This window comes from Mucilaginibacter sp. NFX135, from assembly GCF_048565145.1.
In the GTDB taxonomy this organism is placed as follows: Bacteria; Bacteroidota; Bacteroidia; order Sphingobacteriales; family Sphingobacteriaceae; genus Mucilaginibacter.
Genome location: NZ_CP183412.1, coordinates 5,321,144 through 5,346,026 on the forward strand (window position 1 = coordinate 5,321,144; position 24,883 = coordinate 5,346,026).

General features: G+C 42.8%; 21 protein-coding genes. 8 read left to right on the top strand and 13 right to left on the bottom strand.

Features of this window, described 5'->3' with window-relative positions:
* Positions 1 to 95: 95 nt before the first annotated feature.
* Both ACNURT_RS22140 and purH read right to left on the bottom strand, forming a co-directional pair.
* Positions 96 to 1,118: a rod shape-determining protein gene (locus ACNURT_RS22140; protein WP_076378059.1), complete on the bottom strand. Its 1,023-nt coding sequence runs from the start codon at positions 1,116 to 1,118 to the stop codon at positions 96 to 98.
* Positions 1,119 to 1,332: 214 nt separating this feature from the next.
* Positions 1,333 to 2,859, bottom strand: a complete 1,527-nt coding sequence (gene purH, locus ACNURT_RS22145; protein ID WP_370996347.1) for a bifunctional phosphoribosylaminoimidazolecarboxamide formyltransferase/IMP cyclohydrolase — start codon at positions 2,857 to 2,859, stop codon at positions 1,333 to 1,335.
* Between the two features lie 254 nt (positions 2,860 to 3,113).
* Between purH and fabG the strand changes: the two genes are divergently transcribed.
* From fabG to ACNURT_RS22170, 5 genes are all read left to right on the top strand, one after another.
* Positions 3,114 to 3,857, top strand: coding sequence for a 3-oxoacyl-[acyl-carrier-protein] reductase (gene fabG / locus ACNURT_RS22150; protein ID WP_370996346.1), 744 nt, complete (start codon positions 3,114 to 3,116; stop codon positions 3,855 to 3,857).
* 226 nt (positions 3,858 to 4,083) lie between these two features.
* Complete coding sequence (locus ACNURT_RS22155; RefSeq protein WP_419699537.1) at positions 4,084 to 6,165, top strand: hypothetical protein; 2,082 nt, start codon at positions 4,084 to 4,086, stop codon at positions 6,163 to 6,165.
* A 299-nt stretch (positions 6,166 to 6,464) separates the two neighbouring features.
* Positions 6,465 to 7,655, top strand: a complete 1,191-nt coding sequence (locus ACNURT_RS22160; RefSeq protein WP_419699538.1) for an acyltransferase family protein — start codon at positions 6,465 to 6,467, stop codon at positions 7,653 to 7,655.
* Between the two features lie 146 nt (positions 7,656 to 7,801).
* Complete coding sequence (locus tag ACNURT_RS22165) at positions 7,802 to 8,227, top strand: endonuclease domain-containing protein (protein ID WP_419699539.1); 426 nt, start codon at positions 7,802 to 7,804, stop codon at positions 8,225 to 8,227.
* A gap of 80 nt (positions 8,228 to 8,307) precedes the next feature.
* Positions 8,308 to 9,696 carry an IS4 family transposase gene (locus tag ACNURT_RS22170; protein ID WP_419699540.1) on the top strand — a complete coding sequence of 463 codons (1,389 nt, stop codon included), beginning with the start codon at positions 8,308 to 8,310 and terminating at the stop codon, positions 9,694 to 9,696.
* A 168-nt stretch (positions 9,697 to 9,864) separates the two neighbouring features.
* Here the strand turns inward: ACNURT_RS22170 and ACNURT_RS22175 are convergent, their stop codons facing one another.
* The 10 genes from ACNURT_RS22175 to ACNURT_RS22220 form a co-directional block, all read right to left on the bottom strand.
* On the bottom strand, positions 9,865 to 10,188 hold the full coding sequence (locus tag ACNURT_RS22175; RefSeq protein WP_370996341.1) for an FtsB family cell division protein: 324 nt from the start codon (positions 10,186 to 10,188) through the stop codon (positions 9,865 to 9,867).
* 167 nt (positions 10,189 to 10,355) lie between these two features.
* Complete coding sequence (locus tag ACNURT_RS22180) at positions 10,356 to 11,729, bottom strand: DEAD/DEAH box helicase (RefSeq protein WP_370996340.1); 1,374 nt, start codon at positions 11,727 to 11,729, stop codon at positions 10,356 to 10,358.
* A gap of 470 nt (positions 11,730 to 12,199) precedes the next feature.
* Positions 12,200 to 12,742 carry a signal peptidase II gene (lspA, locus tag ACNURT_RS22185; RefSeq protein ID WP_419699541.1) on the bottom strand — a complete coding sequence of 181 codons (543 nt, stop codon included), beginning with the start codon at positions 12,740 to 12,742 and terminating at the stop codon, positions 12,200 to 12,202.
* 60 nt (positions 12,743 to 12,802) lie between these two features.
* Positions 12,803 to 13,123 carry a DUF7683 domain-containing protein gene (locus ACNURT_RS22190; RefSeq protein WP_370996338.1) on the bottom strand — a complete coding sequence of 107 codons (321 nt, stop codon included), beginning with the start codon at positions 13,121 to 13,123 and terminating at the stop codon, positions 12,803 to 12,805.
* A gap of 58 nt (positions 13,124 to 13,181) precedes the next feature.
* Positions 13,182 to 14,477: a phosphopyruvate hydratase gene (gene eno / locus ACNURT_RS22195; RefSeq protein ID WP_419699542.1), complete on the bottom strand. Its 1,296-nt coding sequence runs from the start codon at positions 14,475 to 14,477 to the stop codon at positions 13,182 to 13,184.
* 171 nt (positions 14,478 to 14,648) lie between these two features.
* Positions 14,649 to 15,383 carry a DUF2490 domain-containing protein gene (locus ACNURT_RS22200; RefSeq protein WP_419699543.1) on the bottom strand — a complete coding sequence of 245 codons (735 nt, stop codon included), beginning with the start codon at positions 15,381 to 15,383 and terminating at the stop codon, positions 14,649 to 14,651.
* Between the two features lie 82 nt (positions 15,384 to 15,465).
* Positions 15,466 to 16,959, bottom strand: a complete 1,494-nt coding sequence (locus ACNURT_RS22205; protein WP_419699544.1) for a TonB-dependent receptor — start codon at positions 16,957 to 16,959, stop codon at positions 15,466 to 15,468.
* 180 nt (positions 16,960 to 17,139) lie between these two features.
* The gene (locus ACNURT_RS22210; protein ID WP_419699545.1) at positions 17,140 to 18,234 is read right to left on the bottom strand and encodes an ABC transporter permease; all 1,095 of its coding nucleotides are present in this window, start codon (positions 18,232 to 18,234) and stop codon (positions 17,140 to 17,142) included.
* 114 nt (positions 18,235 to 18,348) lie between these two features.
* The gene (locus tag ACNURT_RS22215; RefSeq protein ID WP_419699546.1) at positions 18,349 to 19,113 is read right to left on the bottom strand and encodes an ABC transporter ATP-binding protein; all 765 of its coding nucleotides are present in this window, start codon (positions 19,111 to 19,113) and stop codon (positions 18,349 to 18,351) included.
* Between the two features lie 625 nt (positions 19,114 to 19,738).
* Positions 19,739 to 19,939, bottom strand: coding sequence for a hypothetical protein (locus tag ACNURT_RS22220; protein ID WP_419699547.1), 201 nt, complete (start codon positions 19,937 to 19,939; stop codon positions 19,739 to 19,741).
* A gap of 503 nt (positions 19,940 to 20,442) precedes the next feature.
* On the opposite strand from ACNURT_RS22220, the gene dctA reads away from it, so the two are divergent.
* On the top strand, positions 20,443 to 21,747 hold the full coding sequence (dctA, locus tag ACNURT_RS22225) for a C4-dicarboxylate transporter DctA (protein ID WP_370996331.1): 1,305 nt from the start codon (positions 20,443 to 20,445) through the stop codon (positions 21,745 to 21,747).
* Between the two features lie 346 nt (positions 21,748 to 22,093).
* Here dctA and ACNURT_RS22230 read toward each other — a convergent pair whose 3' ends face one another.
* A complete protein-coding gene (locus ACNURT_RS22230) occupies positions 22,094 to 23,098 on the bottom strand; it encodes a hypothetical protein (RefSeq protein ID WP_419699548.1) in 1,005 nt (334 codons plus the stop codon).
* 231 nt (positions 23,099 to 23,329) lie between these two features.
* Here ACNURT_RS22230 and sucD point away from each other — a divergent pair, with 231 nt between their 5' ends.
* Positions 23,330 to 24,205, top strand: coding sequence for a succinate--CoA ligase subunit alpha (sucD, locus tag ACNURT_RS22235; RefSeq protein ID WP_166095774.1), 876 nt, complete (start codon positions 23,330 to 23,332; stop codon positions 24,203 to 24,205).
* 89 nt (positions 24,206 to 24,294) lie between these two features.
* Positions 24,295 to 24,855 (top strand): hypothetical protein, encoded by a 561-nt coding sequence (locus ACNURT_RS22240; RefSeq protein ID WP_419699549.1) that lies wholly within the window; start codon positions 24,295 to 24,297, stop codon positions 24,853 to 24,855.
* Positions 24,856 to 24,883 lie beyond the last annotated feature (28 nt).

Genomic DNA, 24,883 nt, shown 5'->3' on the forward strand with positions numbered 1-24,883 from the left:
TTTTATAATTATTGAATTATTGAATTACCGAGTTATTGAATTAAAAAGATCCTAAAACCACTAATTCAATAACTCAATAATTCAGTAATTATAGGCTATTGCATTAAAAATTTAAAATTTCCTATGTTTTTAAGGGCGGTTCCTGTTCCGCGTACTACGGCACGTAGCGGATCTTCGGCCACGTGAACCGGTAGTTTTGTTTTTGCCGCTACACGTTTATCCAAACCACGTAGCAAAGCGCCACCACCTGTTAAATAAATACCTGTTTGGTAAATATCGGCTGATAGCTCTGGCGGGGTAATTTCCAGTGCTTTCAATATCGCTTCCTCTATTTTAGAGATCGATTTATCCAGGCAGTGTGCAATTTCGGTATAGGATACCATGATCTGCTTTGGAACACCGGTCATCAAGTCGCGGCCCTGAACAGCAAAATCACTTGGTGGATCTGCCAATTCCGGCAAGGCGGCACCAACCTCAATTTTGATCTTCTCGGCAGTACGATCACCAATCATGATGTTATGTTGACGGCGGATATATTGTACAATGTCTGAGTCAAAGTTATCTCCCGCTACGCGGATAGACTGGTCGCAAACGATACCTGACAGGGCGATAACTGCAATCTCGGTAGTACCACCACCAATATCGATGATCATGTTACCCATGGGTTCTTCCACGTCGATACCGATACCTACAGCAGCGGCCATTGGCTCATGTATCAGGTAAACCTCTTTGGCGCCGGCAATCTCGGCAGAGTCACGCACGGCGCGTTTTTCCACCTCGGTAATACCCGAAGGGATACAGATCACCATACGCAATGAAGGGAAAAACCAGCCTTTACCTTGGTTGATCATTTTGATCATACCCCGTATCATGTGTTCGGCAGCGTTAAAGTCGGCAATTACACCATCCTTCAGCGGGCGTACCGTGCGGATGTTATCATGTGTTTTACCTTCCATTTGCATGGCCTGCCTGCCAATGGCAATTACTTTATTAGTTGTCCTGTCAAACGCCACGATAGAAGGTTCGTCAACAACAACTTTGTCGTTATGTATAATGAGGGTATTCGCGGTACCCAAATCGATAGCTATTTCTTGTGTAAAAAAGTTAAATAAACCCATCTGTTGCTTCTTTCAAATAATCTGTAAAGTTTATAAAAATACGCTTAAAAAAATCACATAGTTGCAATTAAGAGCGTATAAATTTCATATTTATTGTTTGGACAGGTCGGTTAAGTTAAATTATGTTAATCGGGCTTTCGGAGTTGTAAAACTACCATTTATTTCCAATCTGCCACACTTCATCCAACCCAACAAGCCCGGTTAATCTTTAATTTTAGTGTTTAAAATGACGAACGCCGGTGGTCACCATCGAAATGTTTTTTTCATTACACATTTCAACAGAAAGTTTGTCGTTTATGGATCCGCCTGGTTGTAATATAGCTGTTATACCCGCTTCTGCAGCCAACTCGGCACAATCCGGGAACGGAAAAAAAGCATCAGATGCCATCACTGCGCCATGCAGGTCGAAGCCAAAACTATGCGCTTTGATAACCGCCTGTTTTAAAGAATCAACTCTTGAAGTTTGACCAACACCGCTGGCCATCAGCTGACCATTTTTTGCAAATACTATAGTGTTTGATTTGGTGTGTTTTACCACTTTGTTGGCAAAAAACAGATCATGCAACTCGTGCTCAGTCGGTTTTCTGTTGGTAACCGGGGTCATTTGAGCGGGACCTTCAATAACCGCGTCTTTATCCTGCTCAATAACGCCATTCAATAAAGTTTTGAACTGCTTGGTTGGCAAAGCCACCGGTTGGCGGACCAAAATAATACGGTTCTTTTTGCTCTGTAAAATTTGTACGGCTTCGTCGGTATAAGCCGGGGCTATCAGTACTTCGTAAAATATTTTGCTGATCTCCGTAGCCGTATCCGCGTTGATTTCATCATTGGCAATGATCACACCACCAAAAGCTGAAACCGGGTCGCAGGCCAGCGCATCGATCCAGGCTTCTTTAATAAAAGATCGCGAGGCAATACCGCAAGCATTGGTATGTTTCAATATCGCCACGGTGGGCTCGGTAAACTCGTCGATCAAAGCAACGGCTGCATCCACATCGACCAGGTTGTTGTAAGATAATTCCTTACCGTGCAGTTTGGTGAACATGGCGTCCAGATCACCATAAAACACACCGCCCTGGTGTGGGTTTTCGCCGTAACGCAAAACCTGACTGCTTTGTATACTTTGTTTAAATACCGGTAGCGGCTCTTCCTGGTTAAAATATTGGAAGATGGCGGTATCGTAATGTGATGATATATTGAATGCTTTTTGAGCGAATGAACGGCGTTGATCAAGCGTGGTTGCGCCACCCTGTGTTTTCAGGATATCTTCCAGCGTACCGTAATCATTTTTGGAAGCTACGATTACTACATCCTTAAAGTTTTTTGCTGCCGCGCGGATCAATGAAATACCACCGATATCGATCTTCTCGATCACATCTTCCTGGGCTGCGCCTGATTTTACGGTTTCTTCAAAAGGATAAAGATCAACAATTACCAGGTCAATCTCCGGTATCTCGTACTGGGCCAGCTGCTGTCCGTCACCATCAAAACTCCTGCGGGCAAGGATGCCTCCAAACACTTTGGGGTGCAGGGTTTTAACACGTCCGCCTAAAATAGATGGGTATGATGTAAGGTCCTCCACGGGCACCACATTAACACCCAAATTACGGATAAAAGTTTCGGTACCACCGGTAGAATAGATCTCGACACCAAGGCGGTTTAACTCCAGGATAATAGGCTCTAAATTATCTTTGTAGTAAACAGAAATTAAAGCGTTTTTTATTTGAACAGACTGGCTCATGCACACGTAATTTTTTGAGCCGCAAAGGTAGTGATATTTTTTATAGTCCGGAAGTTAGAAAGTTAGTAAAGTCCGAAAGTTTATGATATTAAAATCGTACAAAACAGGCCTTTGCTATTTTAGGTTTCAGATTTTAACACTTCTGCCTTACGCAGCTTCCGGACTTACAGACTTTACAGACTTTCGGACTTCCCCCCTTTCGGACTTTCCGACTAATTAACTAACTTCACCGCCCGAAATCATATATTCAATTTATGAAATTATTAGAAGGAAAAATAGCGCTTATTACCGGCGCCTCAAAAGGTATAGGGCGTAAAATAGCCGAGAAATTTGCCGAGCAAGGCGCCAACGTGGCATTTACCTATTTATCGTCGGTTGAAAAAGGCCAGGCGCTGGAGCAGGAGCTGCAAAGCTTTGGCACCAAAGTAAAAGGCTACCGCTCTGATGCTTCCAAATTTGAAGAAGCCGAAAAACTGATCAATGATATTGTAGCCGATTTTGGCACCCTGCATATAGTGGTTAACAACGCCGGCATCACTAAAGATGGTCTGCTGATGCGCATGACCGAAGAGAACTGGGACGAGGTGTTGAACGTAAACCTGAAATCGATATTTAACGTTACCAAAGCCGCCTCCAAGATCATGATGAAAAACCGCAATGGTGTGTTTATCAACATGAGCTCTGTGGTAGGTGTACAAGGTAATGCCGGGCAAGCCAATTATGCTGCTTCCAAAGCGGGCATCATCGGCTTTTCCAAATCAGTAGCTAAGGAGCTGGGTTCACGAAACATCCGTACTAATGTTGTGGCGCCAGGCTTTATCAAAACCGAAATGACAGACGTACTTGATCCTAAAGTGGTTGAAGGCTGGGAAGCAGATATCCCGCTGAAACGTGCCGGACAGCCCGAAGATGTGGCCAATGCCTGTGTTTTCCTGGCATCAGATATGGCTACCTACATTACCGGCCAGGTGATCCCTGTTGACGGTGGAATGCTTTAATTTTAAGTTCTAAGTTTAAGAAAACTTAAATTACAAAGCGTCATTGCTGTAAGGTATGAAGCAATCCCTACATAAGCAGGTCAACTATCCAAGTTTGCTCTGTATAGCATAGAGATTGCTTCGTACCTTGCAATGACGCTTTTTTTATTCCCCGCATTTCACAATAATTTCGCATTTTGCAGCTGAGCGTAAAACGTATTGCGTTATACATTACAACCTATAAAAAATGTTTTCAATAACCTGGGGGTCAGTTTCCGGATGGTGGGTGCCTGTTTGTTTAATACTGGGCATACTTTATGCCTGGCTATTATACCGGCAACCGGTTAACCTGGGCAAAAATTTCAGGTTGTGGTTAGCCGTTCTCCGTGCGTTGGTAGTGTTTGTTATCGCTATGCTGCTGGTTTCGCCACTGGTAAAAACCATTAAATACGATCCGCAGAAACCTTTGGTGCTCGTCGCGCAGGATAATTCATCTTCTATCAATACGTTTAAACCTGCCAGTTTTAATTCTGCTCAATTTATAAGCGACCTGGCTAAACTCAAACAACAACTGGGCGATAAATATGATGTGCAGGAGTTTAATTTCAGTAAAGATCTGAGTAACGGCTTGTCCGATAAATTCAGCGGCAAGCAAACCGATATCGCAGGGGCATTGCAGCAACTCAATAACCGCTTTGTAAACCAAAATATAGGCGCACTGATTTTAGCTACCGATGGTTTGTACAACCAGGGCAACGATCCGCAGTACGAAGCCAAAAACATCAAAACCAGCATTTATACTATTGCCCTGGGCGATACGGTTGCCAAACGCGACCTGCTCATTGGCAACGTTAATTATAACAAGACCGCCTTTTTAGGTAACGATTTTGAAATAGAGGTTTTAGCCGCGGCCTATCAAAGCAAGGGTGAGAATATGCACCTAACGGTTACCGAAGACGGCAGGCAGGTATCCACCCAAACTATTCCCGTTGCTTCGGCCGATTTTAAAAAGACAGCCCCCATCAAGTTAACTGCTGATAAAAAAGGCTTACGTAAATATAACATCAGCATTGCCCCGGTTAAAAACGAACTATCTACCCAAAACAATACCGAAACTATTTATGTAGATGTGCTGGATGCCCGGCAAAAGGTACTGGTTGTGTACCGCAGTCCGCACCCGGATATTACCGTTATTAAGCAGGCTATTGAAACTAATAAAAACTTCGAGGTAAAAACCACGCTGCTCGCGGATATGGCCGGTATTAAACTGGCTGATTATAGCCTGGTTATTCTTTACCAGATCCCGGCAGGTGAATACGCGCCGCTAAAAAACTTTATCACTAAAAGCAAGATCCCCGTTTGGTATATACTGGGCTCGCAAACCGATCTACAGGCTTTTAATGCGGAGCAAAACAGCGTCAAGATCAGTGCGGGTCGTTCCGAATCGCAGGAGGTGCTTGCCCTGCCCGAAGCCGGCTTTTCGGCTTTTACCCTGTCCGATTCATCACGCAAAAAAATAGCGGTAATGCCGCCACTTCTTGCTCCCTTTGGCAGTTATGGCACAGCTGCAAATACCGCTGTACTGTTAAAACAAAAAATTGGCGCGGTAGCTACTACCTACCCCCTGTTGGCTTTTGCCGACGATGCCGGGCGCCGTACCGCTATACTCACCGGCGAAGGCCTGTGGCGCTGGCAACTGGCCGAGTATCAGAATTATGGCAACCGCAACGCTACCGACGAATTGTTGAGCCAAACCGTACAATACCTAACCGCCAATGCCAATCGCCAGCGATTCAGGGTATACCCTGCCCGCAATGTTTTTGACGAGGGCGAAAACGTGATCTTGAATGCCGAACTGTATAACGATGCCCTGGAACTGATCAATACGCCAGATGTCAGGATCGAGCTGAAGAACCAGGCGGGTAAAAATTACAGCTTCCTGTTTAGCCGCAGCGGGCAAAGCTACCAGCTGGATGCCGGTACACTACCCATTGGCGAATATAGTTACACTGCTACTACCCAAAATGGCACCCAACGCTTTAATGCCAGCGGACAATTGACCGTAAAACCGCTTAACCTGGAAACACGCCAAAGTGCTGCCAATCATCAGTTGCTAAACACCATAGCTAAACAAAGCGGCGGCCAAATGCTATATCCGAATCAACTCAACCAGCTTGCCGACCTTATCCGCAAAAATGACAATATCAAAACCGTTGTTTACGAAGACAAACACTACAGCGATGTCATCGATGTAAAATGGATATTTGTGCTGATCCTCCTGTTGCTATCCGGCGAGTGGTTTTTAAGGAAACGTGAGGGGGAGGTTTAGGGCAGAGAGACAAGAGATTAGAGGCAAGAAGTAAGATTGTTTTTGAAGTTTGTGATCGATGTTTGGAAGAGTGACGTTTACAAAAACGATGTCATTTCGATAGAGCATGGGCGGATATGAGCGTGGTGCGAAAGAGAAATCTTCTACTGCGTACAAAGTCCCAATTGCATGTCGAAGAAGATTTCTCCTCCTACCTCGTTCGAAATGACAAACTTTTTTATTAGAAATAAGATAATATCCCCTATTAGTTATCTTATTTATTTCAATAAATTACAGCATAAATTTCCCGATTAAATTTCATGTCAGACAATACCACAGCCAACATATCCAATAAACATAAATTATTGGGTTTAGACCATTTACGGGCATTGGCCATTACCTATGTTTTGCTGTTTCATTACCAGCTGTTCGGGCATCCGGAATGGATAAGTAAAATAGGCGGCTTTGGCTGGACTGGCGTCGACCTGTTTTTTGTTTTAAGTGGTTTTTTGATCGCCGGTCAGCTTTTTAATACCATCAAAAACGGCAAAGCCATTGATATGCGTAAGTTTTTCGCAAAGCGTTTTTTCCGGATCATTCCACCTTACCTGGTAGTGCTGCTATTATATACCGCCATCCCATTCCTGCGCGAACGGGAGCACATGGCCCCACTCTGGAAATATTTCACCTTTACCCTCAATTTTGGGTTGGATCTGAAAACAACCGGAACCTTTACACACGCCTGGTCGTTATGTGTGGAAGAACAGTTCTATTTAATACTGCCTTTAACCTTTTGGCTGCTCAGCTATTTTAAAGCGGGTAAAAAAGCCATCTACATCCTGGCTATGTTGTTTATTGCTGGTTTTATGATCAGGTATGCTGGCTGGCACTATTTTTTAGCGCCCCACCTATCCGGAGATGATTTTGGGGCGATATGGCACCAGGTGATCTACTACCCCACCTACAACCGCTTGGATGGATTGCTTATTGGCGTGAGCATTGCCGGCGCCTATACTTTTTATCCGCGGGTAAAAGAAATAGTGAACAGGTACAATCACCTCCTGATGCTGCTGGGCCTGATAATTTTAATAGCCGCTTACTTTGTTTGCTCACCCGACAATGGTCTAACCAGCACTATCTTGGTTTTCCCCTTGGTTTCGCTGGGATACGGATTGATTTTGGCAACCATCGTTTGTCCATCCAATTTCCTGTATCGTCGCCAGTCGGCCATTACCTCACAACTGGCCACCTTATCCTACAGCATCTATCTTTCGCACAAGCTGGTGATCCACCTTACCCAAAACCTGTTCCAAAAAACCGGCATCGACAAAAACAGTAATCTGATGATGCTTTGCTGCCTCCTCAGCACCATCGCATGCGCGCTGATATTAAGATATGCCGTAGAAAAGCCTGCGCTGAGGGTCAGGGATAAACTATTGCAGCGCTGGAGGCATAGTGAGAAACATATGGCTGGCGGAGGCGGTATGATGGAAAAAGAAGCGTTAGCTTAGTATGATTTCCTCCCTCTGGAGGCTTGCAGGGAAAGATTTCGCTAAGTGAAGAAGAAAACGACACAAAAGACAAAAAAGCGACGCCTGGTGCGATTCCATCCCGTTGGGAGGGTGCAGGGAGGGGTTTCATAAAGCGGATATATAAAATGGCAAAAAAGATTATTCCATACAATCCTGCACTTAAAGTCCTCGCACGCAAACTGCGAAAAGATATGACCGATGGAGAGCTATTGTTATGGAGCGAATTAAAAAACGACAAACTCCTTGGCTTTGACTTTGATCGTCAGCGATTCATAGACAACTATATTGTAGATTTTTATTGCAAGGACTTAATGTTGGCTGTTGAAATTGACGGGATGTCGCATAATCATGATGAGACTTTTAATAAAGATGAAGTAAGACAACAAAAATTAGAGGGCTTTGGAATACGCTTTTTAAGATTTTCAGAATCCGAAATGAAAAGCGATATGCAGAATGTTTTGAGAACGATAGAAAGTACAATAATAGCGTTGATTAAAGATGGTTCGGATATTAAGCTTCCGAAGGGGTTTGACCCAGGATTACTTGAATAGTATGCGAAACCCCTCCCTACACCCTCCCGTTGGGCTACTGTGTGGACACAAGTATGCTATAAAAGTTCGATTTTTGCGAAATGGATGAACCTATAAATTCGAACCCTGATTTTAAGGGCGCATTTGGCGATAAACGGATAGAAAGGCGTGCGACTGATGCATTAAGGAAGCTAACCACGGGCCGTAATAGTAGTTTACGACAGATCACAGAAACAGATGCAGAACAAAAAAGCTTCTATCGTTTGTTTAACAACGAAAGTTTCAGCGAAAGCGCTATAGAAAAAAGTATAGTTGATCGTTGCCGGAGATTAAGTTCGGGCCGCCATTTATTGTGTATACAAGATACCACAGAGTTTAACTTTTCATCCAAGCGGGGACGAATTAAACCTAAAAGTGGATTAGGAACTACTTCAAGGGATGATATTCTGGGCTTTATGTTGCATAGTAGTTTAGTAGTTGATGCAGAGCATAGTCATGCATTGGGCTATTCTTATATTAAAACATGGGAAAGGCCCGCAGATACTCCGGGGAAACATGATCGTGATTATCAGCATTTACCTATCCAGGAAAAAGAATCTTATAAATGGATAGCGGCAGCCAATCAGAGTAAAGCGTTATTGGAGCAGGCAAATGCGATAACCATCGTTGCAGATCGGGAAAGCGACATTTACGATCTGTTTGACGTAGTTGAAAAAGACAAAGTACATTTACTGATCCGCTCTAATCATGACCGGCTGATAAGCGGGAAATTAAAGCTAAGCGGTTGCCTGAATGCCTTACCTGTTATGTATAGTTATGATCTTGCTGTAGCGGGCGATATCAGAAAGGCCAGCAGTAAGGGTATTGTTCGAATGGGGCTAAAATGGGCTAAGGTCGAGCTTTTAAAGCCGGTTTCCTGCAGAAATGAACAATTGGCAAACGTTCAGGAAATATATGTGGTAGAGGCAGCTGAACAAAACAAAGGTATTTACTGGCGGATATTAACCACACATGAAGTAACAACAGCCGAACAGGCCTTGCAGATCATTTGCTGGTATAAAGAGCGCTGGCATATTGAACAGATCCACCGTTTACTTAAAACAGACGGCTTCAGAATCGAAAAATCTCAACTGGAACAAGGTTGGGCTATACGCAAACTTACTTTGTTGGCGATGATGGCAAGTCTGCGTATCCTGCAGATGATGCTCGCATATCAGGATGATAATGAACAATCTATAGATGAGGTATTTGATCACCAGGAACAAAAATGTTTACAAATGATAGCCAAAAAGTTGGAAGGGGCAACAGAGAAGTTAAAGAACACGGCAAAAGTAAACACCCTGAAATGGGCAACATGGATAATTGCACGCATAGGTGGTTGGAAAGGGTATACTTCTCAAAGAAAACCAGGCCCGATCGTCTTGCAAAAGGGCCTGGCTAAATTCTATAACGTTTATGAAGGATGGCTACTCTATCAAGATTACAACTAAAAGATGTGTCCACACAGTAGCCCCACGGGAGGGAATCACACGAGGCCAACGCTTTTTCCCTATCATCATCGTTCAAACGCCCCGTTTTCGAATTTCAATTCGATAAAAAAAGCGATGGGTTTATCCATCGCTTTCTATATCTTAATTCCTGACTCTTATCTCTTGATTCTATTTTTCTTTTTTCTGATGCACAATCACATAAACATCTTCATTGTCTTTTTTCATGAGGTATTTTTCGCGGGCAAATTTTTCGAGTTTTTGGGGGTTCGAGGTTAGCTCGTCCAGTTCTTTGTTTACCTGGTCGGTCTCTTTTTTATAAAAATCGCGTTCTTCTTTTAGCTTATTCACCTGGCGGCGATATTCGTACTGTGAAAACAGATCGTTTTTGTCGAAGAATATCATCCATACTAAAAAAGCCAGGGTAACCAGAAAAAACTTATTCTTTACCAGGTTAATGAGGCGTTTCATGGATATAGGCTCTATAAATTTCATTTAAAAATATTTAAAAAATTGTAGAGGTACAAATATGCTTATTAACTTATTAACAACGAAACGTTCATTGGTTCATTAGCTCATTGGTTCATTGGTATAAAATGGCTACTAAGTAACCCGTAATAAAGACCCAATAAACTAATGAACAAGTGAACCAATGAACTAAACTATCTTCCCGATGAACGGCTGGCTCCACTCATGCCGCTTGCGCCGCCTGGTTTGCTGCCTCCGCGGTTGTTGCCACCGCCTGAGCGGTTACCACCACCCGAACGATTGCCACCTCCGCCATTGCCACCACGGCGTTTGTTGTTACCGCCGCCGCTACGACCACCCGATGAGCCGTTACGTAAATTGGCATTAGCCGTTCCTTTTTTGGCGCCCATGCCAGCGGCTATAGCCACCGGACTAAGTGGGTAAGGATGTGCTTCTTCTACAGGGATCTCCTTAGCTATGAGTTTATGGATATCCTTTAAAAATTCTATTTCATCCTCATCGCAAAAAGAAAGCGCTATACCGCTTGCTCCCGCACGGCCGGTACGGCCAATACGGTGTACATAGGTTTCGGGGATGTTCGGGATCTCGTAGTTGATCACGTGGGTAAGCTCGTCAATATCAATACCGCGTGCGGCAATATCAGTAGCTATCAATACGCGCGTAGTGCGGTTTTTAAAATTGGTAAGGGCACGCTGACGCGCGTTTTGTGATTTATTACCGTGAATAGCTTCGGCAGTGATGCCTGCACGTATCAGGTCTTTCACCACCTTATCGGCGCCGTGCTTGGTACGGGTAAATACCAGGGCTGTTTTAATATTTTTATCCTTCAGGATATGGATCAGCAATGATTTTTTATCGCCTTTATCTACATAAAAAAGCGACTGCTGTATGGTATCGGCAGTTGACGATACCGGGGTAACTTCAATTTTTTCGGGATCAGACAGGATGCTGTCGGCCAGTTGTTGTATCTCTTTAGGCATAGTAGCCGAAAAGAACAGGGTTTGCCTTTTAGCCGGCACTTTGGTAATGATCTTTTTAACATCATGTACAAAGCCCATATCCAGCATCCGGTCTGCCTCATCCAGGATCAGCATTTTTACGTGCTCCAGGTGTACATAGCGTTGGTTAACCAGATCAAGCAAACGACCGGGGGTTGCTATCAGGATATCCACGCCGCGCCTTAAAGCGTCAACCTGTGGATTTTGCGATACACCGCCAAAAATAACCAGGTTTTTTAAACCGGTATGTTTACCGTAGGCTGTAAAGCTTTCGGCAATTTGTATAGCCAGCTCGCGGGTTGGGGTAAGGATAAGCGCTTTGATGGTTTTTTGTTCTTTATGCTGTATCCTATCCTGATGCAGCAATTGCAAAATAGGCAGCGCGAAGGCGGCGGTTTTCCCGGTACCGGTTTGGGCGCAGCCTAAAAGGTCGCGGCGTTGCAGTACAATGGGTATAGCTTGCGCCTGTATAGGGGTTGGTGAGGTATAGCCCTCGGTTTTTAAAGCCTTTAATAAGGGCTCAATTAAATTTAAATTTTCGAATGACATGTAATGATTGTAATGTGTATGTGCTATCGCCAAAGCATAAGCGGGTCTGAAGAGTTTTCGGTGATCAAAACCGTAAGCGATTATGTAATCTTTTTTGCAAAGATACGCTTTTTATTGCAGATGCTAACAAATGTGCAGATGTGCAAATTTCAAATGTGTAGATAACACAAATATCTCCTCTTGTTTCTGTATCTTTATATACGTAGCAGCCCGGGTTTCTGAAAAAAGGAAATTCGGGCTGTTTGGTTAAAGAGGAAAGAGTCAAAACACGACCGGTATGTAGCCACTTGATATCAAAAATTTAATACTTTTTAAACTTTTCAAAACACATCGAAAATTTGTTAAAAAGTGTTAAAATGGCATTAAAGTTTAATTAAAAAGGATAATTCCCGAGCTCTTTTGCTCTGTTTTTGACTAAAAAGTGTTAAAATTTAAGGTTTAAAAAGTTTTTAGCGGAACCTGCGGGTTAATTATACCGCCACTTTTTCGGCGTTATTTTCGGACTTTTTATTTTTGGAACCTCTGTCATTTAAAAACGACTGGATCAGCAACAGGCCTACTCCAATCATGATAGAAACATCGGCCACATTGAACACACCAGTTTTAAACCAGGGATATTTGATGAGCATAAAATCGGTTACACTGCCATAAACCCAACGGTCATATAGGTTACCCATACCACCGGCCAATACCAGGATAATGCCCAGTACGGTTAGTTTATTTAGGTTGGTTTTTACAATAATGTAAGTCAAACCGAACAAAAGCACAGCCGCCGGCATCAGCGTAAGCAGCATAAACCGCCAGGGATTAGCCAATGAATCGCCCAGGCTTAAAAAAGCGCCTGTATTTTCGACCCGGGTAATAAGGTAATGAAGATTATTCTTGAAGGGTAATATCTCTTCGTAATAACGGAAATTATGGCGTATATAATTTTTAGTGATTCTGTCTAAACCAATATCAGCAACCAGGATCAATAGTATTACCAGGCCCCTCAAAACCCCTTTCTTGTTCATTAATGTAGTTTGTATGTGTATATGGTTATAACGTGGCTGGTATGGTTAAATTATTCGGGCTTATTGCTTCGGCATTGGATATTGGCCCATAAAACCTTTGTCGTGTTTAGTTTGCTCCCAGTTATTGGTATAGGCTGCCAGCCAGTAATCATACTTTTCAAAATCAAATTCCAAGGAGGTGTATGGTTTTAAAAAAGTAGCGTCGACAGGTTCCAGCTGATAGGTATCAAATATGGGATCATCGGCATCGGCCTCAAAATAATTTTGCAGGATAGACAGCTCAATAGGCGCAAGCTCAGCTTCGCCTGCTAAGGATTCGTCGGCCTTATTAAAGTACTGTATTTCCCGTTTTAACCATTCCGGCTGTTTGTTCTTTCCCATCTATACCAATTAAAAAGAGCCACCTGTTTTTAGGCAGATGGCTCTTTGATGAGTTAAATTATTTTTTGTAGAATTTGAAATTCTTACCGATGAATTTTGCATTGCTGCCTAATTCTTCTTCGATGCGTAATAACTGGTTGTATTTCGCGATCCTGTCTGAACGTGAAGCCGAACCGGTTTTGATCTGACCGCAATTTAAAGCTACAGCAAGATCGGCAATGGTTGCATCCTCAGTTTCGCCAGAGCGGTGACTCATTACAGAAGTATAGCCATTGGTTTGAGCTAAACTTACCGCGTTGATAGTTTCGGTCAATGAACCTATCTGGTTTACTTTTACCAGGATAGAGTTAGCGATACCTTCGGTAATACCTTTTTGTAAACGGGTGGTGTTGGTTACAAATAAATCGTCGCCTACTAATTGTACTTTAGCGCCCAATTTTTCGGTTAATAATTTCCAGCCAGCCCAATCGTCCTCGTGCATACCATCTTCAATGGATATTACAGGATATTTAGAGGCCAATTCGGCCAAATATTCTACCTGCTCGGCGCTGGTGCGGATGGCACCTTTTTCGCCTTCAAATTTGGTGTAATCGTACTTACCATCTTTGTAAAACTCAGATGCGGCACAGTCAAACGCAAGGAAAATGTCTTCACCGGCTTTGTAACCCGCTTTTTCAATAGCTTTTAAAACGGTTTCAACAGCATCTTCGGTACTATCAAAGGTTGGTGCGAAACCACCCTCGTCACCTACAGCGGTAGAAAGACCACGGTCATGCAGGATCTTTTTCAGATTATGAAATACCTCGGTACCCCAGCGTAATGCTTCGGAAAAAGATGGCGCGCCAACCGGCATGATCATAAATTCCTGGAACGCGATAGGCGCATCAGAGTGAGAACCACCGTTGATGATATTCATCATCGGGATAGGTAAAGTATTAGCGTTTACACCGCCGATATAACGGTATAAAGGCTGACGGCTTTCCTGAGCTGCAGCTTTAGCAACGGCTAAGGAAACACCTAAAATAGCGTTGGCGCCAAGCTTGCCTTTGTTTTCGGTACCATCGATCTCGATCATGATGGCGTCGATAGCGTTTTGTTCAAAAACATCAATACCTTTCAATTCTGGTGCAATGATGTCATTTACGTTGGCAACGGCATTTAAAACGCCTTTACCCATGTATTTTGATTTATCGTTATCGCGAAGTTCAACAGCTTCGTGTGCACCGGTTGATGCACCTGAAGGTACAGCAGCACGACCTAAAGCGCCGTTCTCGGTTAAAACTTCTACCTCCACAGTGGGGTTACCGCGCGAATCTAAGATCTGGCGGGCGTGTACGTCAATTATTAAGCTCATAGTTTATTGTCAGATATTTGTAATTTGTAAACCGCGGGCTAAGTTAAGCAAATTCAGGAAATCGCAAAAAAGAGTTCAGATATTAGAATCAAGCTTTGGGGAATAAAGATTCAGAGAGCAAGGATTATTTGTATTGTCCTTACTCTTTGATCCCTAAGTCCTTGCTCTTAATTAATCGGTTGTTGTAGGTACATGCTCTTGCTGACCAGCCCCTTTGCGACTGATACGATACATCAGCATCAGCATAATATTATTTTTACCGCTGCTTTGTGTAGCCGTATAATTACGCTGATTGATCCAGCCAGCTTGCGCTATCCATTTTTTATCAAACTGATAACCTAATGCTGCAGATATCCGGTTGCGCTCAAAATTGGGCGCCTTATTATTAAAAAACACCTCGTCAAAAATGGACAGGAACCAGGTTTTAGCAACGATCTTGGTATTATTCAATGGGATGAACATATTTAAACGGTACCTGAAACGGTTACGGTAATCGCCATTAACCCAGCGCTGTTCTATACGGTAACGGTGTTCAAATTTAAGGCGGTATAGGAATTGGTTAACGGTCATTTGCTCCCACAATCTAAATTCATTAGTGTTGGGGCCGCTGCCCAAATCGGCATAGTCATAAGTATGATAGGTGCCCGTACCCAGTAAAGCGGTAAAATCTTTGTTGATATCATAACTTACACCAGCTTTAGCCTCGTAATATTGAAATTGGCTAAACGGCCCATTGGTGCGTATCTGCAATTCGGAGTAGCCGCCCCATTTGTGGCTGCTGTCTCCGGGAAGTACTACTGTGGCAATTCCCCATGTCCCAACTTTGGAGTCCTGGGCGTGAGCACGAAATAAGCACGCTGTTAACAGTACAAAAATTACAATTATAATAATAGGGATTTTTAACATCTTACGCAGGTTTTATACCGCAAAGATATTTCCACAATGTTATCTAAATGTTAATTTTAAGATAGTTAATGTTATGATAATGTTAAGCAATATCTTTTACCGCTCCCGAATCTTCATTTGCAGCGGGTAGGTCTTGTTTGGCTCCATCTGCCGTTAAAGGGTATCCAAATAAATGACGTTCTTTGATCATCGCAGCTACCTCGGCCGGAACATATTCTTCCCATCCTGCTGCCCCCTGCTTAATGAGCTGTAATACGTTATCTGTCTCCACGTTCAGGTTATTTTCATTAAAGTGTCTGATATCTTCAATTTTATTATTAGCTATCAGGTATCTGAACAGGTCGATGAGGTGTGAAGGCAGCGAGAATTTCAGGCAATTCCAGATCACGCCATCGCGTAAAGTAGGATAGATAAATAGCTTTACTTTACGGCTAAATAAAGTGGCGAACGACTCGAGGATACCACCCGGCAGATCCTGGTAATGTTCTTCCGAAAAAATGTATTCCAGGTTTGGATAACCTAATACCACGCCCATTTTTAGCTTGGTGATCTTGGATAGGTAAGCTACCAGCTTATAATATTCATGAAAGTTAGAGATCAGTACAGTTTGCCCCAGTGAGCAAAGAATATCTACGCGGTCAAGAAAATCCTTTTCGTCAATCTCGGCATCAAGATCGGCGTCCCTTTCCTTTAACGACTGCAGGGTAAGTTCGGTAACAACAATTACATTGCTCTTATCCACATCGGGTTCCTGCAGAAATTGCTTAACACCCTGGGTTAGCATATCGAGGTGCACGTTGATAACCGGACGGAAACGACCGCGTACCACTACGGCATGCTTTTTATATAATGCCTCTGTTGGCTGCAGGTTTTTACCATCGGGACTAAATACAGCAGCATCCGAAAATCCAAATTTAACCAGGTGAAGACTCATCAAGCGGTTATCTACTTTCTGGAAATCAGGTCCCTCAAAGCTGATCATATCAATCTGGATACGATCTCTTGAAAGGTTATCTATCAGTGAAAGCAAAAACACCGGAGCTATTTCATGATAATAGAAACAAGCATAAATCAGGTTGACACCCAATATACCAGCGGCCTGCTGCTGCAGAATGTTATCATTATCCAATAGCTTTACATGGATCACCACATCATTAAACCCGCCATTGGGCTCTGTTTGGAAGCGAACCCCCATCCAGCCATGCCCTTCGTTTGTTTTATGATAGTTGAGTGCCGAAAAGGTATCAGAAAAAGCAAAAAAGGTTGTAGTATCGCCACGCAATGCGGCCAAACGCTCAATCAGCAAACCATATTCATGGTCAAGCATAGATATCAGCCTCGACTCACTTACATAGCGGCGTGTTTGCTGAACCCCATAAATAGCATCAGAAAAAATCATGTCATAAGCCGACATGGTTTTGGCGATTGTGCCTGACGAAGCACCGGCTTTAAAAAAATTGGCAGCTACCTCCTGCCCTGCACCAATCTCGGCAAATGAACCATAAATTGAGGGGTCGAGGTTAATGGCAAGCGCTTTTTGTTTTGTTCCAATATCCTTATTATGAACGATATTCATAAGCTACGATTATTTATAGTTTACTGCTGCCAGTATGATGATCTGAAATACAGCTCAAAAATACGATTTTTTAAAGAATACAGCGAAAAACTGATAAACAAAGCAAGAAATCGACTTACATTTTTCGGTTTTTGGATTTTACATTAAGGAAGGATTATCACTATGTTAACGAACACTCCTTTATTCCCATTTAAAGGTTTTAACAGCAACAGCGTATATAATCACAAACCATATTAATAATATAAACAGTTGGTGCGTTACATCGCCTAAACCGGCACCTTCAAAAGCCACTTTACGCATGGCATTATTCAGGTGGGTTAACGGCAATGCATTACTGATCCCTTGCAGCCATTTAGGGAAAGCGGTAACCGAAAAGAATGTACCCGACAATAGAAATTGCGGCAGGGTTATAATGTTAGATAATGGAGGCACGGTACTCTCGTTCTTGGCGATGCCTGATATGGTGAAGCCAAAACCCATAAAAATAATAAGCCCTATGGCCGAGAGCACCAGCATATTGAGCACCGTGATTATACCATGTATCAGGGTGAAACCAAACATATAGTGGCCAACCAGAATAATAAACAGGGAGCCTAATAATGAAAACGTCATCCTGGCTAATGCCTCGCCTAATACAATGCTGTAGCGTTTAACCGGCGTAGCAAAAAAACGTTTGATCACCAGCGTTAAACGCAGGCTCAGAAATACGAATGCCGTACCAAAAACACCGCTGCTCAATAAGGAGAAACCTAATTGCCCCGGCAGTATAAAATCAATGTATTTATACTCGCGGCCCTGAATGGTGGTTTCCCTGATCTCGGCTACCGGCGGGGTGTTAATCTGCGCATTGTTATTGATATTGTAATATATATTGCTGAGTACCGACCGCAGGATATTCCCTTTTTCGGCAGAAGCTTTAGTGTATTCTACATTAACCGTAAACGGTGGTCTGGTATTGTTTTTTTGTATATTGATGATCGCGTCAATACTGCCTTTTGACAGGTTCGCGTTCATCTCTTCGGTCGACTGATCTTTTACCAGATGAACCACCTTTACATTTTTCAATGCCTGGTAAACCGGGCTAATGGTATCACAATTTTTAGCCACACCAACATCAACCGTAACGCCACCGCCGCCAATATTGGCAAACACAATAATAAATATCAAAGGGAAAGCCAACGTAAATACCACCGCCGAAGGGCTGCGCAGTATCGACCGGAAACTGGCTTTGGCTATAGCCAGGGTTGCTTTTGTATTGCTGTAATTTTGGTTCATTAGTTCAATCGTTCATTGAGAATCATCGTTCGGTTATTTGTGTGGGGCGCCATTGAGTCATTTTTTTACTGCAAACTCAAAACTGATAACTGCTCCCACTTCAGGGTTGGGGGATTATCCCTCCCGCCATTCTTTACCGGTAAGGTTAATAAACACATCTTCCAGGTTGGCCAGCTTTACTTGTTTTTTGCGTTCAAATCCGGATGCTACCAGCTGATCAATAAAATGATCGGGGGTATCAATACCGATGATATAACCGCCATCAACAAAGGCTACTCTATCGCACAATACTTCAGCTTCATCCATATAATGGGTGGTAATCACAACGGTGGTGCCCTGATCACGGATCTCGCGGATCAAATCCCACAAATTACGGCGGGCCTGCGGATCAAGGCCGGTTGTAGGCTCATCCAAAAAAATTATCCTCGGGTTATTAATAAGTGTGGTAGCTATAGAGAAACGTTGCTTTTGGCCGCCCGACAGATCTTTATATTTAGCTTTCGCCTTATCGGTCAACGCTACTTTCTCCAGCATTTCCATGGGGCTTTTATCGATTCCATATAAGCCCGAAAACAGCATGATCAGTTCCGATAGGTTCAGATTGGGGTAATAGCCTGCCGCTTGCAATTGTACACCGATACGCTTTTTGATGCTATCGGTATCTGTTTCAATATCAAAGCCATCAACTGTGATATGGCCTGATGTTTTTTCGCGCAGGGTTTCAATGATCTCGAGAGTAGTGGTTTTACCGGCACCGTTTGGACCCAACAAACCAAAAATTTCGCCCTCATATACTTCAAAACTAATGCCTTTTACGGCTGCAAAATCGCCATAGTTTTTTACCAGGTCATTTACAGTGATGATGGGTTGTTTTGTCATAGGGTAAAAATGCATTACTATAATGAAATAACCATGAGTTTTATTTATATCCCGAAAATTTTACAGCTTGGATGACTATTGTACCCGGTACTGCTTAGGGCGTATTACTTTATCAGGTGACCAATGGAGTGCCACAATGCTTCGGCATGTTGGGCGGCTTTCATAACCAGGTGAATAATTTGTATGGCGAGTAAAGTTTTCATGATGTGATGATTTTATAGTTCAAATGTGCTAACAGAATATGTTTTTGAGTAGTGCTTTTAGGTAAAGGCGGCTAAACTTCCGGTAAACGGCGGAAAATTACCGATGAATGAACCTGCTTTAGCCGCTTAGTTGGCAAGCATCCCCAGGTACTTTTTCTCAGGTAAATAAATTAGCCATCAGTTGTGTAAACAGGGGTGAATGTTCCTGTAGATATACTATTAATGATATAATGGGAGTAGATAAAGTTTTCATAGCAATGTTGTTTTTTCTTCAAAATTGCTGTGTGGGAGCTATAGTAGCCAAAGCTTTTTGATCAGCTGCGGGAAAATTTCGGTGAACGGCAGAAAATTGCTGGTGAGGATTTTCGCCGATAATCAAAAAGCCGGGCTAAGCCGGCTTCCTGATCCTTTAACAAGTTTTATTATTTACAGGTTTTGTCGCAATTGCCCGAAGTTTTGCAAACCTTGCTGCAATAATCCATACAGGCATTTTTATCGCAGGTTTTTGAACATTTTGTGCAATGGTTCATTTTGCTGTTGCAGCATGGTGTATTAGCGTTAGCGATTGATGTAGTGCCCAAAGATGATACCATCACTATGGCGATGAAAAGAAACTTTTTCATGATTTGAATTTTTTAAATTGTTTAATAATAGAAGTTTAACCTAAACGGATAAGGCAAAGGCAGACAGGAGCATATTATTAAACTTTTGGAGGGCGCCAGGACGACGATGAATAAGCAGACAAGCTCCCCGAAAGGTAAGGTGTAACTGATCGTTCCCTCAAAACCGGAACAATTGGATTTACAGTTACCTGTTCAACAAACAGAAAGCCGCAGGTATTGCAGGATAACATGGTGTTGCACATACCCTTTCCACAATCGTCTTTTTGCTGATGTTCGCAGGACTGGCTTCTGGTTGTTTTATGGCAGCATTTTTCAAGCATGCCGCTACCCTTTGCCCTTACTGTAAAAACAGAAACAAAGACCATACAAATAACCAAAAGGAGCGCTGTTGCTTTCACTATTTCAAAGAACGTTACTTTTTTAATTACATTACAAACCTATTTATCAGGCAAGTGTCATATCAAAATATTGGTATCCTGAACCTAAAGCTGTATCATTGGGTAATGAAACGCTTTTTCTCTAACCTCACTGTTCAGGTACTTATCGCTATTGCTTTGGGCATTGTAGTTGGACTGAATTTTAAACAATTCGGACCAACGGCCGAGATGATCAGCAAAATGTTCATCAGCCTGATTACGATGTTGATTGCACCTATTATATTTTTCACCATTGTATTGGGCATAGCTGGCATGAGCGATATGAAAAAGGTTGGCCGGGTGGGCGGCAAAGCTTTACTCTATTTTGAGATCGTAACCACTTTCGCACTCATTATCGGGGTTACCGTGGCCAATATTCTTAAACCGGGCGCTGGCTTTGTTCGGCAAGGGCCTATTGATACCGGTAAGATCGGGGTGTACGAAAAGGCTGCTTCTGAAATGCATTGGGGCGATTTCTTTGCTCACATTATCCCATCCAATGCTTTTGAAGCCTTTGCCAAAGGCGATATTTTGCAGATCCTGTTTTTTGCAGTACTGTTTGGTTACGGCCTGAGTTTGATGGGCGAAAGCGGGCAGCCCGTAATACAGCTGTTTGATAAGCTGTCAAAAGTATTTTTCAATGTGATGAAAATTGTGATGAAGGTAGCCCCTATAGGCGCTTTTGGGGGTATGGCTTTTACCATCAGCAAGTATGGTTTAAAAACATTAAAACCATTGGCTTTGCTCATGGGTTCGGTTTACCTCACTATGTTCCTGTTTATTTTTGTGGTGCTTAACCTCATCTGCTACCTGTTTAAATTTAGTCTATGGAAATACCTGAAACATATTAAAGAAGAGATCCTGATTGTGCTGGGAACATCCTCCTCAGAATCGGCCCTGCCGGGTATGATGAATAAGATGGAAACTTTCGGCTGCTCCAAATCGGTAGTAGGTTTGGTGATCCCGACAGGATATTCTTTTAACCTGGATGGGACCACCATATATCTTTCTATGTGTGTTATATTCCTGGCGCAGGTTTTCAATATCCCTTTATCCTTATTCCAGGAGCTCACCATTATCGGCATTCTGATGGTTACCTCTAAAGGTGCGGCAGGCGTAACCGGTAGTGGCTTTATAGTATTAACCAGTACCCTGACGGCCATCAAAGTTATCCCGGTGGAAGGGGTAGCAATACTGCTCGGGGTCGACAGATTTATGTCCGAAGCACGGGCCATCACTAATGTGATCGGCAATGGGGTGGCCACCATCGTAATAGCCAAGAGCGAGAAAGAGTTTACACCACAACCGGATAAAGATGACGATGATGACGGTACCGGCGATTTTATAAAAGGAGCGGCAAAGTTTTTAAGTACTTTCCGGGGATTTAATTAGATCAGATGATTTCAGAAACTTTTTAAACCCCAAATTTTAACACTTTTCTGCCCAAAAGCGGCCGAAAATCACTCAAAAAACATTCAAAAAACTTCATTTTAACACTTTTTAACAAATTACAGCCCAGTTTTGAGCAATTTTTAAAACTTTAAAAAGTATTAATTTTTGATAGTCAAATATATTACATACCAAGTGGTCGGTTTATACCTTTTTTACCCTAAACTAAAACGGCCAGTTTCTCCGGATAAAGGAGAACGGGCCGTGGTGTTTTTAAAAGATACTAAATCTTGGAGCAATGTCAAACATCGACGACTCACCAAAAGCCCCCTCTTTAGGGGTCGGCGGGCTAATTACAAATCACTTTCAATTTCTTCGTCACATCGGGGTTCAAAGGCTCATTGGTTTGGGCCAGGCGCTGGGCGCCTACGTTGGCCGGGCAAGCTATGCCATTGGGGCCATCATATGTAAGTCCAGGTTTGGTATCGATCAGCTCTTTGGGCACATAGATCTGTACGGTGGTTTGTGAATAGCCATGCGGGATAAACCGGATATAATATCCATCGGGATGTAATGACCAGATACCCGACGGAACTTCCGGATCGGGTTGCGGAGCCAGACCGGCAATCATGGCATATTTCTCCATTTCTTCGTACGATGCATTACCCGATGCCGCCAGCTGACGGATATTATTCTCAGCCTCAAAAACACTTTGCGCGGCAGGTGGCAGTTGATCCTTGGCTTTGGCCATTACACTGGCGGGCAATACACCCAGGGCACCGCCTTCCAGCATCAGTAGTTCATTGGGCGATAACAGCCTGGTGGCGGTGAGCTTAATATCGGTACCAAAATCGGCAAATTTGGTGCGGGCAATTATCGCCCATAGCAATATCTGGATGCTGTGCTGGTTAACCTCCGGATGCGTTTCGGCATGCTTCAGTATCAGTATCACCACATCGCGCTTGGGGCCAAGCACGGGGGCAAGCATATAACCGTCGCCGCTGCTGGGGCCGCGTGTACCAGCGTGCAGGCAATAGCTTTTATTGGTCATTTCGTAAAAGCCGGCGCAAAGCTTATAAGCGCCTGTGGGTGTTTTGGGTAAAAGATACAAGGGCTCGGGTGTTTGTCCTTCCATAAACGATGGCGGTTTTGAGCCCGTTTTGTTTACATCTTTAAAACTGGTGGTGATGGCCTGCGGTTGTTTCAAGATCTTGTTAAGACCACCTCCAGATGCCATTTCGGTACCTTTATCCAGCAGTTTTTTTCCCAGGCCGCCAAATTGCGCCTGTGCGGCAGTGGCACAAAAAAAGCATGCTATAAGCAAGGGGACCAGGTTTTTGTTTGTTTTTTTCATAGTGTTAAGGCGTAATGTGGGGCTAAATTAATTAAAAATGTTGCAAAACAGATAGCTGATAAAGACGATCCGCTTCTTCGCGCGCCCTAAAACAAGCTCTTTCCGATAACCCGAAAGTCAACTTTATGTTAACAAACAAAATTATTACCGTATAAGCAGTTTGTGCGGCTAAATTTAATTTGACTTTATTGTCAATAACTTTAGCTTTGCCGTACTAAACGAAAAAAGCCAATGAGTGTTCTCGTAAATAAAAATTCTAAAGTTATTGTACAGGGTTTCACAGGTAAAGAAGGTACTTACCATGCGGAGCAAATGATTGCTTATGGTACCCAATTGGTTGGGGGTGTTACACCGGGTAAAGGCGGTCAGCAACATTTAGACAGACCGGTTTTTAATACTGTTAAAGACGCGGTTACTGCTACTGGTGCCGATGTATCTATCATTTTTGTACCTCCGGCTTTTGGTGCGGATGCCATTATGGAAGCTGCCGAAGCTGGTATTAAAGTTATTGTTTGTATCACCGAAGGTATCCCTACAAAGGATATGATCGAGGTAAAAGAATATTTAAGCGATAAGGATTCACGCCTTATCGGTCCTAACTGCCCGGGCATCATTACTGCCGACGAAAGCAAAATTGGTATTATGCCAGGCTTTATCTTCAAAAAAGGTAACGTAGGTGTAGTTTCTAAATCAGGTACCTTAACTTATGAGGCCGTTGACCAGGTGGTTAAAGCCGGTTTAGGTATCACTACCGCTATTGGTATTGGTGGAGACCCTATCATTGGTACACCAACCAAAGAGGCTGTTGAGTTATTGATGAATGATCCTGATACGCATGGTATCATTATGATAGGTGAAATTGGTGGCGGCATGGAAGCTGAAGCTGCCCGCTGGATCAAAGCAAACGGTACAAAACCTGTAGTAGGTTTCATCGCGGGCCAAACAGCGCCTCCGGGTCGCCGTATGGGTCATGCCGGTGCAATTGTTGGTGGGGCCGATGATACTGCTGCCGCTAAAATGAAAATTATGGCCGAATGCGGTATCCGCGTAGTGGCATCACCCGCCGAAATTGGCGCTGCCATGGCAGAAGAACTGGCTAAATTATAACCCCCCAGCCCCCTAAAGGGGGAGCTTGGAAAATCATATTTAAAAATCCCGGTCAGCTTTGATCGGGATTTTTTTGTTATTTTTATTCTATGGAAAGAGCAATAAGCAAATATTATGACTTGAAATTTGATTTAGAAAATTTGAATTATAAATTGAATCTATATAACAACGACGAAGGAAAATACTTGGAAGAAATAAAAGCTATTAATCAAGAGATTAGTTCCAAACAGAATGAATTAAATGATGTCAATATTTATCTTGATAAAGAGAATGAGATAGCAGATAAAATAAGATCTAATTTGATTGCTGTGATGAACAATTTTCTATTTCAATTTAACCTATTCAAAGAAAAAGGTCTATTCCCAACTTTAGGCCAAGGACTTATTATACCCGTGTACATTTTCTGGAAAATATTATCTGACTTAAAATACACTCTTACATATGAGGGATATGGATATCCCATATCTTGGCTTCAGGCAGGAAAAGATAAATGGGAGATAAATAATTTGGAACTTATTCTAAAATCAACAATTGCCGAATTGTCCGCCTCAAAATTCACAACATTTAAACAAGCAATTGGGTTTTATGAAAATATAATTGAAAAATTCAAACAAGAATATAATGTAGTTTACCAAGCTAATTATAAGTGATAACAAGCAAAAGCCCTACCGTTCTTGA

Bases quoted from the DNA above. Each gene is read 5' to 3' on its own strand.
- eno (WP_419699542.1), bottom strand. From the start codon at position 14,477: ATGAGCTTAATAATTGACGTACACGCCCGCCAGATCTTAGATTCGCGC.
- lspA (WP_419699541.1), bottom strand. From the start codon at position 12,742: ATGAACAAGAAAGGGGTTTTGAGGGGCCTGGTAATACTATTGATCCTG.
- ACNURT_RS22190 (WP_370996338.1), bottom strand. From the start codon at position 13,123: ATGGGAAAGAACAAACAGCCGGAATGGTTAAAACGGGAAATACAGTAC.
- ACNURT_RS22240 (WP_419699549.1), top strand. From the start codon at position 24,295: ATGGAAAGAGCAATAAGCAAATATTATGACTTGAAATTTGATTTAGAA.
- ACNURT_RS22205 (WP_419699544.1), bottom strand. From the start codon at position 16,959: ATGAATATCGTTCATAATAAGGATATTGGAACAAAACAAAAAGCGCTT.
- ACNURT_RS22210 (WP_419699545.1), bottom strand. From the start codon at position 18,234: ATGAACCAAAATTACAGCAATACAAAAGCAACCCTGGCTATAGCCAAA.
- ACNURT_RS22140 (WP_076378059.1), bottom strand. From the start codon at position 1,118: ATGGGTTTATTTAACTTTTTTACACAAGAAATAGCTATCGATTTGGGT.
- ACNURT_RS22230 (WP_419699548.1), bottom strand. From the start codon at position 23,098: ATGAAAAAAACAAACAAAAACCTGGTCCCCTTGCTTATAGCATGCTTT.
- fabG (WP_370996346.1), top strand. From the start codon at position 3,114: ATGAAATTATTAGAAGGAAAAATAGCGCTTATTACCGGCGCCTCAAAA.
- ACNURT_RS22175 (WP_370996341.1), bottom strand. From the start codon at position 10,188: ATGAAATTTATAGAGCCTATATCCATGAAACGCCTCATTAACCTGGTA.
- sucD (WP_166095774.1), top strand. From the start codon at position 23,330: ATGAGTGTTCTCGTAAATAAAAATTCTAAAGTTATTGTACAGGGTTTC.
- ACNURT_RS22200 (WP_419699543.1), bottom strand. From the start codon at position 15,383: ATGTTAAAAATCCCTATTATTATAATTGTAATTTTTGTACTGTTAACA.
- ACNURT_RS22180 (WP_370996340.1), bottom strand. From the start codon at position 11,729: ATGTCATTCGAAAATTTAAATTTAATTGAGCCCTTATTAAAGGCTTTA.
- ACNURT_RS22165 (WP_419699539.1), top strand. From the start codon at position 7,802: ATGGCAAAAAAGATTATTCCATACAATCCTGCACTTAAAGTCCTCGCA.
- ACNURT_RS22220 (WP_419699547.1), bottom strand. From the start codon at position 19,939: ATGAAAAAGTTTCTTTTCATCGCCATAGTGATGGTATCATCTTTGGGC.
- purH (WP_370996347.1), bottom strand. From the start codon at position 2,859: ATGAGCCAGTCTGTTCAAATAAAAAACGCTTTAATTTCTGTTTACTAC.
- ACNURT_RS22170 (WP_419699540.1), top strand. From the start codon at position 8,308: ATGGATGAACCTATAAATTCGAACCCTGATTTTAAGGGCGCATTTGGC.
- dctA (WP_370996331.1), top strand. From the start codon at position 20,443: ATGAAACGCTTTTTCTCTAACCTCACTGTTCAGGTACTTATCGCTATT.
- ACNURT_RS22160 (WP_419699538.1), top strand. From the start codon at position 6,465: ATGTCAGACAATACCACAGCCAACATATCCAATAAACATAAATTATTG.
- ACNURT_RS22155 (WP_419699537.1), top strand. From the start codon at position 4,084: ATGTTTTCAATAACCTGGGGGTCAGTTTCCGGATGGTGGGTGCCTGTT.
- ACNURT_RS22215 (WP_419699546.1), bottom strand. From the start codon at position 19,113: ATGACAAAACAACCCATCATCACTGTAAATGACCTGGTAAAAAACTAT.